Here is a 9,952-nt window from a genome sequence, read left to right as displayed (position 1 = left end):
GAACATCGTTTCCAGTGGATAGGGTCGACGACCATTGCCCGATTTTGGATAAAAGGGCTCAATCACTTCCAGCAGTTGAGTCCATGGTAACAGGTTGTCCATCCGAGATAAGAAAATCTCTTTACGGGTCTGGCGGCGCTTGCTGGAAAACTCACTATCGGCAAAAGTTAACTGTTGGCTCATGGGCGGTAATGGCTGTGATTTACTATGTAGCTATGATCTCACATCAGGGACTTATTCGCATCTTCCCTAGCTCTGTCCTTAAGTGGTGATACTTTAATCTATCCGGTTGGTGGCAATCAACATGTTATGTCACATTTTTTTGCGTAAAAATAATAACTTGTCTCAATGCTACCCAATGAAGCCAAATCGAAGAGACGTTTAGATACGGGTGTAAGCACGCTTTTGGCTCTCGGCGGCATGGACGCCGCCGTGAAGCCTCCAGGGACGGAACCTCGGCGTGCCAAAAGAGTGCTTGCACAACCCCCGCCGGGCAGGCGATAGATTGCCATGAAGGTGCGACCTTCAAATCCCCTGCAAATACAAATGTGGCCAAATGCTTTTTCCCAATCGACAACAATCGACTCTAAATCGAAGAAACGTTTAGTGTAAGCACACTTTTGGCTCTCGGCGGCATGGCGAAAAATGTTCCCTACATTTTTTGGCATTCCCTACATCCATGTAGGTCAGTACCGCCGTGCTAAAAGCGTGTTTGGTTTCTTCTATCGACAACTAATGAAGCCAAATCGAAGAGACGTTGGATATCGAGTGTAGATACGCCGGTGACCTTCGGTTTCAGGGATGAAACCGTAGAGCGGCCAGGGATGGCGTACAGTGTGTCACAGGCGTATCTGCACAGCCCCCGCCGGGCAGGCGATAGATTGCCATGAAGGTGTGACCTTCAAACACATTCAATAAATAAGAACTCGGCTAAATGTTAGCTGTAACGTCATGTGCTTAAGCCAGTATCGGTATTTAGTGAAAGCCCAGTTTAATGCTTAATCAACCCTCACCCAGGCGATAGATTGCCATGAAGGTGCGACCTTTAATTCCACTAAATCAATACACATATAGCTAATGGCTACCTCTGGCCAAAGCAGCGCCGAAGGTCATGACGAAATCACCTCAGTGGTAAACCGGTGCAGCGTGATGGTGTCACGCCAATAATCTTGTGTCCAGCCGCCTTTCTGTTTCAGGGCATCAACAAAGTCCCTGGGGGCGGGAAGGCTCTGCCATACCGAGGGTAGAAACAGGGCGCGGCGTTGGTCGTCATCCATCAGCAAGCCATCGACATTGGGGCGTAGCGTGGATCGCAGGGCGCCTTCGCCCTGATTGTCTATGGGGATGAGTGGCGAGAGGATGGAGACCTCTAGGCTGAGGGCGTCGCGCTCGTCATCTTGTAGCGTGGCAAAGCGGCGATCCTTAAAGGCGGCGCTATAGGCATTTTCGCAGGCGCATTGCCACAGGGGATCGCTCGCATCCACCCGGCCTATGCAGCCTCTGAGTTCGCAGGCTTTGTGCAGGGTGACGAAACAGGCCGCTGGCGTCAGCAGGGCCTCACTTTGCGGCGGCTGTGGTAGCACCAGGCACCCTCGGGTTAGCCCTTGGTCTATCACCTGCCATATCAGATCGAGCAGGCAGGCTCTATCGCCGGCGCTGAGTTCAATAGAGGACGAAACTGGCATAGCCGACGACCTCTTCGCTGTCTCTGGGGGCGCGATGTTCATTGTGCGCCATGATATCGCCCGAGTTTGCGTGGCTGACACATTGGATCTGCCAGCCCTGTTGTTTGCCATAGTCGAGCAGGCCGTTGATGGCATGACAGCCGCAGGCCTGCTGGGACGTCAGGTGGGTATCCAGGGCCAGAATTGTGCTGCGGGTCTCCTGATCGAGGCGATTAGCCAGAGGATAGGAGTGGTAGTGGCTAAGATCGCTGCTGACGACGACCAGGGGCGCGGGCCTATCGGGGGCATAGCTCAGGGTGGCCTTAATCAATTTGCTGATCGCCTCGCTGCCAGAGTCGCCGACCACCACGGGCACTAGGCTAAAATCTGATAGGCAGTATTGCAGCAGGGGCAGCTGCACCTCCAGCGCATGTTCCTGCTGATGGGCGGTATCTGATTCTATGGCTAACCTTTGATAGAGCAGGGCCTCGACCAACTCGCGGTCGATGGCGACCTCACCCATGGGGGTGATAAAGCGGTCGCTGCGGGGCAGGGCGGCGCCCCTGAGGCCGACGTAGTGACTCGGCCCTAGTAACAAGACTTTGTTATAGGCTGGTTTTTTGTTGGCCAGCAGGCGATAGGCGGCTGCGGCAATGGCGCCGGAATAGAAATAACCGGCATGGGGGGCGATGATGGCCTTGGGGACGATAGTGCTATGGCTCGGCTGGTCAAAATAACTGGCGATCTGCTGTATTAAATCACCAGGGTTATCGGGATAAAAACGCCCGGCAACCGCGGGTTCTCTGTACCTCATGGCTCTCTCCCGAGCGGTGCTCAACTATACTTTCAGTGTAGGCCATCGGCAGGGGGATCGCGCCATGAATCAAACGCCGCCGAGATATTTTCCCACCCAATATTGGCATGCCTTAGACGACGGGCGTGTCTGCTGTGATGTCTGTCCGCGCAAGTGCACCCTGCGCGAGGGCAAACGCGGCGCCTGTTTCGTGCGCATGCACCATCAAGGCGAGATAGTGCTGACCAGTTATGGCCGCTCATCAGGCTTCTGCATCGACCCGATCGAGAAGAAACCCCTGAACCATTTCTACCCGGGCTCCAGCGTGCTGAGTTTTGGCACCGCGGGTTGTAACCTGAGCTGCCTGTTTTGCCAAAATTGGGACATGAGTAAGTCGCGGCAGATGGACACCCTGTGCGATAGCGCCATGCCTGATGAGCTGGCCGCCACGGCCCGCCGCCATGGTTGCAAGAGTCTCGCCTTTACCTATAACGATCCCGTGGTGTTTATGGAGTACGCCATAGACGCCGCCCAGGCAGCCCATGAGCTGGGGCTTAAGAGCGTGGCGGTGAGTGCGGGTTATATCTGCGAGGCACCGCGTGCCGAGTTTTACCAATATATGGATGCGGCCAATATCGACCTTAAGGCCTTTAGCGAGTCCTTCTATCACAAGATCTGTCATGGTCAGCTGCAACCTGTGCTGGAGACCCTGCTCTATCTTAAGCATGAGACCCAGGTGTGGTTTGAGATAACCACCTTGTTGATCCCCGGCGAGAACGATAGCGACCAGGAACTCAATGCCATGTGCCAGTGGCTGGTGGAAAACTTAGGCCCGGATGTGCCGCTGCATTTTAGCGCCTTTCATCCCTACTTTAAGCTGCTGGACAAGCCGGTCACGCCCTTGAGTACATTGCAACGGGCGCGGCGTATCGCCCTCAATCATGGCCTGCATTATGTGTATTGCGGCAACGTGCATGACCCAGATTCGGACGCGACCTACTGCGCCAGCTGTCACAAGCGCCTTATCGAGCGCGACTGGTATCAGCTAGGGCAATATGCGCTGGATGAGAAGGGAGCCTGTCGTTATTGCGGCGCGCCGCTGCCGGGACGCTTTGCCAAGGGGCGGGAAGATTTCGGTTCACGGCGTATCGCGGTGCGCATTCATCGCGATGAGATCTGAGTCTCTTCGGGCTTACTGTTGGCCTGTTTGGGTTTGAGCGCCACGCCACGTATGGTGGGCCGGGCCAGGGGCATCGCCTTACGCATGCTCTCGCGGGTGATCGACTCTATCTGAAAGCCTGCGCGGCGGATCTGCGCCTCCGTCTCTCGGTTGAGGTGGCAGTTGCCCGCGATACGGCGCCAGATGAAGTTGACCCTGTCTTGCCAGCGTCGCCTGCGGGTGCCCTTTTCTGCGGCGACATGCTCGAGAAATAGCAGGTGACCGCCGGGTTTGAGCACCCGCCAGATCTCAGCCAGTGTCGCGGGCAGATCCACCACGGTGCAGCAGACCAAGGATACAAACACCCAGTCGACACTCTCATCTTCGCAGGCCAGGGCTTCCGCCGGGCAGTCCAGCACTGTGATATTGCTATCGGGCCGTTCGGCGACGGCGCGCTCCAGGCGGCGTCTCATGTCCACATCGGGTTCGGTCAGCACTAGCTCGAGCCCTGGCACATTGGGATAGAGGGGCAGGCTGGCACCGGTACCCGCGCCGATCTCCAGTACGCGGCCGCTGACTTGGCTGAGCAGGGTTCGGCGCCAGTCGATGAGGCAGGCCTGCTCGGGCCCGCGCATGAAACTGTCGTAACAAAAGGCGATGATGCGAGACATCTTGGCCTCCGGTTCACACGCCGCCACCAGAGAGCGCGGCGGCGTATCATGAATGACTTATTTAAGTATGGGCCCTGATGTAGAAAAGGCACATCTCTGGTCCATCTTTAGGCCTTTAAGGTTATCGTTGGTGCGCCGCTGTGCCCGATATCTAGCTGTATTTAGTTCTCGCTGGTGGAGATCAAGAGATCAAACCTTGGGTTGTTTCTCAGGTTGGCGAAGTCATCCTCGTTGGCGGCGACCTCCTTGAAGGAGACGCTGTTTTCGATGGCCTGCTCGAGGTCAGACAGGGCGCGCTCTTCCTGTCCCAGACAGGCGAAGGCGCAGGCGCGCTGATAGAGGGCGTGGGCGTTGCTGCCGTCGACCTCGAGCACCCGGTTACACAGGCTGAGGGCCCAGTTAAACTCGCGCATCTCCATGGCCGCGTCGGCCTTGTAGGTCATGGCCTCCAGATCGCCCGGGCGTATGGTGAGGATCTCGTTATAGACGGCGATCTTCTGCTCCGGGGTCTGGGCGCTCTGGGATTGCAGCCAGAGGGTGTGGATCTCGTTGATGATCTCGATCTCGCGATTGTTCTTGGTGATGATGCGGCTCTTATGCTTGAGATCTTGCTCGAGCACCTTGAACTTCTCCTCATATTGCTCGGTGATCGACTGCAACTGTTCGGCGGCGAGCTTGGCGGTGTTGGTCTTGATCTCCCTGAGGGACTGCCAGCCGATGAAGGCGATCAGCGAGGCTACACCTGCGATGATGTAGAAGAAGTAGGTGACTGTGACGTTGGCATAGTTGAGGGACTTGTCGGCCACCGCCAGCTCCCGGTCGGTGATCTCGATTGTCAGGCGGCGCTCGAGATCTTGCTGCTCCATCCTAAGGGCCTTGAGCTCGTCGAGTATGTAACGCTCCACCAGGGGCTTGTCTAAAATCGGTTGTTGAGCGTGGGTCAAGGCGGGCTGTGGCGGGTCAATCTCGGCCTCGTTGGCCCCCAGGACTGTGAGTGTCGTGGTGAGTGAAATAATGGCGATTAACAGGCAAAGTAAGCGTGGCATAACAGATTTCCGTCTTTAATCTAGGTCGTTAACTTAGTGTGGGGCGTCCTAATCTAGGGTCACACTAACAACATAGGGCGTTTGATGCCAATCTAATTGCCAGACGGAAAAGGTCAATTAGTTGGGCTGTTGGTCTAGGGGAAAGCCACTTCGGGTAGGCATTCGAAGCCCGGCTTAGCAAACAGATAGCCCTGCATAAGCTCAACGCCTGCACTTTTAAGCCATTGCATCTCGCCTGGTGTCTCTATGCCTTCGGCCAGGCATCTTATCTTGAGTTGGTGGCAGATGCCGAGCAGGTGAGTCACTATGACCTGCCGGGTATCGTCTCTATCTATGTTGCGGATCAGCTCCATGTCCAGCTTGATGAGATCGGTCTGGAAGTTGGCGAGCAGACCTAAGCCGGCATAGCCGGCGCCAAAGTCGTCGATGGCGGTCATAAAGCCAAGTTCCCGGTAGTATTCCACTACGCGTTTGACGTGCCCGCTGTCGGTTATTTTTTCGGATTCGGTAAATTCGAACATGATCCGCTCCGTCGGGAAGCCATACTCCCTCGCGGCCGCCAGACTGGTACGAATGCAACGTTCGGGTTGGTAGATGGCATTGGGCAGGAAGTTAATGCTTAATATGGATTGCAGATTTAGCTTGGCCGCCAGTGCGATAGCCTTGACTCGACAGGATTGATCGAAGGCATAGCGGTTGTCGTCATTCACCCTTGAGATCACCGAATAGGCGGCCTCGTCATTGGGCCCGCGCACCAGCGCTTCATAACCAAATACCTTTTGCTTGGCGATATCGACGATTGGCTGGAATGCCATAGTGAAATCAAAGTCGAGACATGGGTTATTGGCACACTGGCGACATCCGCTACTTGTAAATTGAGATTGAACTGTTTCCATTGAACCTTCCTTGTTAGCTGACCAGTGTAAGAATTGAAGATAGCGCAAATGACAAAGCAGATGGAGTCGACCCGCCCACCGATGTTATGCAACCAGTATAGTTGTGATTTTCATGATTTTTTAGGTGAGTATCGTGAGGTGAAGCGGAGAGCGAGGCAGGGAGGAGAAAAACATTGGCTAACGTCCCTGTTAGCCAATGGAAAGCTCAAGTCATTGTGACTATGCGTACTGTCTGCGACCTCTGCCAAGAAGCAGCAAGGTCAGTAAGGCGTACAGGCCAAGGGCACCGCCACCTGTCGACTCACTCGGTGGGTCGACAGGTGGCAAAGGCGCCGCAGCCACTTTGACCATGAATTGGGTGTTGGTCTCAAACTCGCCGTCGCTGGCAGTGACTATGATTGGGTACTCGCCGCTGGTGGTGAAGCTCACCTCAAGCTGGGTTCCCGAGAGGGTTATGCCTTCAACACCCGTAGCCGACAGCGTGAGTGCATCACCCTCGGGATCGCTAAACACCTCGCTGAGATCGACGTTGACCACAACACCGCCCTGGGCGCTGAGCTGAGTCGTAATATCGGCGATGGCGTTGGCTACCACAGGCGCCGTGTTAAGCGGTACCTCTACCGGGGCAAGGCCTTTTACCTTGATCAGGGTTGCGCCTATGTTGCGCTTAAGATCCGGCGTAGTGCCTAGCTCCAGCAGACCATAGTAGGTGGCATCTTGCTCCAGGGGCTGCAGCGTCTGGCTGTCGTCCAGATAGCCGTTGACGGTCAGGCTAATGTCGAAACGTTCGTCCTGAGCCACCTGGGTTGGCGCCTCGATGTCGAAGCTGGCCTGGTTGCTGTAGCCAACATGGGTGATCTCCAGCGTCACCTCGTCGGCCTCATCTTCTACCGTACCCTCGTAGTTGTGGGCAAAGATCCAGTAGTTGCCAGAGGGTGGGTTGTCGATGATACAGCGCTCCTTGGAGTCCACCTCTCCGCTGATGCAAAGCAGTGAGTAGAACATCTCATAGGCATTTGGCATGCCGTCGTTGTCATCGTCGATACCCACATAGAGATCCATGTCGGGCGAGGTGCTGTCGGTGATCTCAACCACCAGGCGTTTGGTGTATGGCTTGACCACGGTCGGCACGCTGAAGATCACCTCAGGATTAGAATGTGGGCTGTTGCGCTCGGTATCGTTGGAGGAGCCAATGGCGCTGCCGGTAAAGGACTGCGCCTTAAACAGACCGAAGCCTCGGCTTTGCAGGGCCTTACTGCCTGAGGTATACACATCTTCAATGGCTATGCTGTTATCGACATTATTAAGTTCGGCGCTCACCTCCTCGGCAACCTGTCCGGCCTTGAAGCCTATGGTGGCCTGCAGATGGGTATCGCTCATGCTGGCGTCGGCATTGTTAAGCTTGATATAGCCGTGCACCCACTCGTCCACCAGGTTGATGTTGGCGGTCGCCTTGATGGTCAACACCTGAGACTCGCCGGCGTTGAGTGAGAAACTCGCCGGAGTCACCTCCAGGGTGAAGCCTGGGTTGAGGTATTCGTACGTTGTGCTCTAGCTGCTTGCCTGGGTTGCGGTGACGGTGCGAGTCCAGGTGCAGTTAGAGATACACTGGTTTTGCACCATAGAGCTGGTGTTGAGGTGGGTCGGGTCGCCGCCCATTTCTGGGTTGGCATCCAGGTACTCCTGCTTGTTGATATCCAGCAGTAGACCGGCCTTTAACGCCTGGTTGATACGCAGGCTGCCTGCGCCCTGGTCGAAGAAGTCGGAGCGCTGCGCGACGCCATCATAGTCATCATCCTTATGGGTGGTTTGATGGGCCGTGCTCATGATGGCCGACTGCGCCTGAGCCGGTGTCCAATCTGGATGCACGGCCTTGAGCAAGGCAAAGGCGCCCGTCACATGCGGGGTTGCCATGGAAGTGCCTGACAGGCTGGCGAAAGGAATATGGCCTGTCTGTCCGCTAAACACTCTGTCTTCGGCATTGGCGGCTTAGATATTGACGCCTGGGGCGGCGATATCTGGCGAGAAGATGTTGGTGTAGGGCAGGTTAGGGCCGCGGGAGGTAAATGCCCCTGCGATATCGCCAAGACTCGGATCTCTGGTGGTCTGTGTGGCTTCAATGGTTGCCTGATGACCCTCGCCACTCGCCAGCCATTGAGTGAGAAGCTCACCGTCATCGGCATTCAGGTGGATGGCTGGTAATACATGATTGTTATGGTTGAGCGTGTCGGCACCACCAGACATATTAATCAAGATCATGCCGCCAGCGCCGCCGACTTTAACATTGATCCCCTTGCGACCCCTGGCGTTCTCGCCGCGCTCACAGACCACAATTTCACCGTTAAAGCTCCCTTCGCTGAAGGGCTCGGTGCACATGGCATTGTCAGGATCAACACTGGCCGCCGAGACGACGGGTGCTGTAATTCCTTGGGTGACGCCATAGCCCGTCATGTCGCCGCCGACCATGCCGGTTAGCTGTTTGGTTTTAAAGGCTAAGTCGTGGGTGTAGGCCGCGACCGTAGTGACCCAGGGGGCGTTGCCCGGTGAGCCTATGGTGCTGGCGCTTGGGCCTGCGTTACCCGCGGCCACGGCGACGTGAATACCGGCCTCGCGAGCATTGAGGAAGGATTCGGCATCGATGGAAGACCAGGGATCTCTTGCCGAGCCGCCCACTGAATAGTTGAGTACCTGCACGCCGTTCTCGATGGCATGCTCAATCGCCTTGATGGAAAATTCAGGATAGCAGGCGCCTTTATCGTCACAGACCTGGTATGACACCAGGTTGGCATGGGGCGCAACGCCGCTGATTGCATCGAATTCGAAGGCGCTCTTCTCTGCGATAACCGTGTTGTCATCTTCCTGAACATTGAGGTAGTAGTTGACGTTATGCAGTATGTTGCCCGCCGCCGTAGAGGCCACATGAGAACCGTGACCATTAAAGTCGTAGCCAACCTTAGTCTTGTTCTCTAAGTCGTCGCTGGGATCCTCTAGGTTATCCGCGGTGTCGAGACGATGTTGTACTAACTCGGGATAGCTGACGATGCCGATGAGTTTGCCGTTACAAAACTGGCTGTATTGGATGCAGTCGCCTAGGTATTGGCCGTCGCCCAGCGGATTTATGTGGCGATAACCATCGGCGCCCACCTCGGCAAAGGAGGGGTGATTGGCGTTAATGCCCGAGTCTATGACGCCGACGATAACCCCTTCGCCTTGGGTTCCGGCATTTTGACTATCACCTAGCCAGACCTGTTTGGCACCGATGAACTCGGGGCCTGTGGAGGTCTGAATATAGTGCAGACCGATGGGCTCGACGCTCATAACCGAGGGGGCTTTGGCAATGATGCTGGCCTCACCCGGCTTGAGTTTTACCGCCATGGCGTTGACCACAAGCTGGTAGTCGTGGGTGGGTTTGAGCACTACAGTCGAATTAAACGTTCAGTTGGATCATGTTCATCTTGTTGTGCGTACACCACCGAGTTTAAGCGTGTCAGAGTTAGTAGGTGTATTAAAGGGAAGAACAGCGATTAGATTATTCGCGAAGTATCCATATTTAAGAAAGAAGAAGTTGTGGGGTAATCATTTCTGGCAACGTGGTTACTTTGTGGCTTCGGTAGGAGCGAATGAGGAAATAATTAGGCGCTACGTGCGGCATCAAGACAGACAAGAGAAGGAAGAGGCCGAGCGTCAATTACAATTGAACGTTGATTAATAAATAAGCCCCCT

The 9,952-nt window shown here is 55.4% G+C and carries 8 protein-coding genes and 3 pseudogenes; 2 read left to right on the top strand and 9 right to left on the bottom strand.

Features of this window, described 5'->3' with window-relative positions:
- From L1D47_RS02590 to amrB, 4 genes and pseudogenes are all read right to left on the bottom strand, one after another.
- A pseudogene (locus L1D47_RS02590) lies at nt 1-183 on the bottom strand (IS5/IS1182 family transposase); the annotation flags it as partial.
- 116 nt (nt 184-299) lie between these two features.
- Nucleotides 300-668, bottom strand: a complete 369-nt coding sequence (locus tag L1D47_RS02585; protein ID WP_239882436.1) for a hypothetical protein — start codon at nt 666-668, stop codon at nt 300-302.
- Between the two features lie 441 nt (nt 669-1,109).
- Entirely contained in the window at nt 1,110-1,685 is a 576-nt protein-coding gene (amrA, locus tag L1D47_RS02580; protein ID WP_239882435.1) for an AmmeMemoRadiSam system protein A, read from the bottom strand.
- Entirely contained in the window at nt 1,663-2,478 is an 816-nt protein-coding gene (gene amrB / locus L1D47_RS02575; protein ID WP_239882434.1) for an AmmeMemoRadiSam system protein B, read from the bottom strand. The genes amrA and amrB overlap by 23 nt, the downstream gene beginning before the upstream one ends.
- 64 nt (nt 2,479-2,542) lie before the next feature.
- Between amrB and amrS the strand changes: the two genes are divergently transcribed.
- On the top strand, nt 2,543-3,637 hold the full coding sequence (amrS, locus tag L1D47_RS02570) for an AmmeMemoRadiSam system radical SAM enzyme (protein WP_239882433.1): 1,095 nt from the start codon (nt 2,543-2,545) through the stop codon (nt 3,635-3,637).
- Here amrS and L1D47_RS02565 read toward each other — a convergent pair.
- The 5 genes and pseudogenes from L1D47_RS02565 to L1D47_RS02545 all read right to left on the bottom strand — a co-directional run bounded on the left by L1D47_RS02565 (nt 3,619) and on the right by L1D47_RS02545 (nt 9,547).
- Complete coding sequence (locus L1D47_RS02565; RefSeq protein WP_239882432.1) at nt 3,619-4,287, bottom strand: class I SAM-dependent methyltransferase; 669 nt, start codon at nt 4,285-4,287, stop codon at nt 3,619-3,621. The genes amrS and L1D47_RS02565 overlap by 19 nt on opposite strands.
- 161 nt (nt 4,288-4,448) lie before the next feature.
- Nucleotides 4,449-5,333 (bottom strand): hypothetical protein, encoded by an 885-nt coding sequence (locus L1D47_RS02560; RefSeq protein WP_239882431.1) that lies wholly within the window; start codon nt 5,331-5,333, stop codon nt 4,449-4,451.
- A gap of 134 nt (nt 5,334-5,467) precedes the next feature.
- Nucleotides 5,468-6,229 carry an EAL domain-containing protein gene (locus tag L1D47_RS02555; protein WP_239882430.1) on the bottom strand — a complete coding sequence of 254 codons (762 nt, stop codon included), beginning with the start codon at nt 6,227-6,229 and terminating at the stop codon, nt 5,468-5,470.
- A gap of 219 nt (nt 6,230-6,448) precedes the next feature.
- On the bottom strand, nt 6,449-7,738 hold the full coding sequence (locus L1D47_RS02550) for a hypothetical protein (protein WP_239882429.1): 1,290 nt from the start codon (nt 7,736-7,738) through the stop codon (nt 6,449-6,451).
- Between the two features lie 42 nt (nt 7,739-7,780).
- Nucleotides 7,781-9,547 (bottom strand): annotated as a pseudogene (locus L1D47_RS02545) (S8 family serine peptidase).
- A 103-nt stretch (nt 9,548-9,650) separates the two neighbouring features.
- On the opposite strand from L1D47_RS02545, the pseudogene tnpA reads away from it, so the two are divergent.
- Nucleotides 9,651-9,938, top strand: a pseudogene (tnpA, locus tag L1D47_RS02540) (IS200/IS605 family transposase); the annotation flags it as partial.
- Nucleotides 9,939-9,952 lie beyond the last annotated feature (14 nt).

Source organism: Shewanella sp. Isolate7 (assembly GCF_022398425.1).
GTDB lineage: Bacteria > Pseudomonadota > Gammaproteobacteria > Enterobacterales > Shewanellaceae > Shewanella.
This window is presented reverse-complemented; position numbering and strand designations above follow the sequence as displayed.